This window comes from Candidatus Protofrankia californiensis, assembly GCF_900634765.1.
Taxonomy (GTDB): Bacteria; Actinomycetota; Actinomycetes; order Frankiales; family Frankiaceae; genus Protofrankia; species Protofrankia californiensis.
Genome location: NZ_CAAAFT010000359.1, coordinates 731 through 1,188 on the forward strand (window position 1 = coordinate 731; position 458 = coordinate 1,188).

Annotated in this window: 1 protein-coding gene; it reads left to right on the plus strand. The window is 65.3% G+C overall.

The features are described 5' to 3' along the window. Positions 1-458: class I tRNA ligase family protein (locus DD1DGNOD_RS18640; RefSeq protein WP_165036862.1), on the plus strand; the 458-nt coding region annotated here is incomplete at both ends.

Sequence of the window (458 nt, forward strand, 5' to 3'; positions counted from 1 at the left end):
GTTCCGCGCCGCGCCGGCTGGGACTGCCACGGCTTGCCCGTCGAGCTCGCCGTAGAAAAGGAGCTGGGTTTCACCAGCAAGAGCGACATCGAGGACTTCGGCATCGCCGAGTTCAATGCCCGCTGCCGCGAGTCGGTGCTGCGTCACGTCGCCGACTTCTCCCGGATGACCGAGCGCATGGGCTACTGGTGCGATCTGGACAACGCCTACCGCACCATGGACACCCCCTACATCGAGAGCGTCTGGTGGTCCCTCAAGCAGATCTTCGACAAGGGGCTGCTCGTCGAAGACCACCGGGTCACCCCGTACTGCCCGCGTGACGAAACACCCCTGTCCGACCACGAGGTCTCTCAGGGATACGCGGACGTGGTCGATCCGTCGGTGTACGTCCGGTTCCCGGTGACCTCCGGTCCGCTTGCTGAGGCGGGCGTGAACCTGCTGGTCTGGACTACCACCCC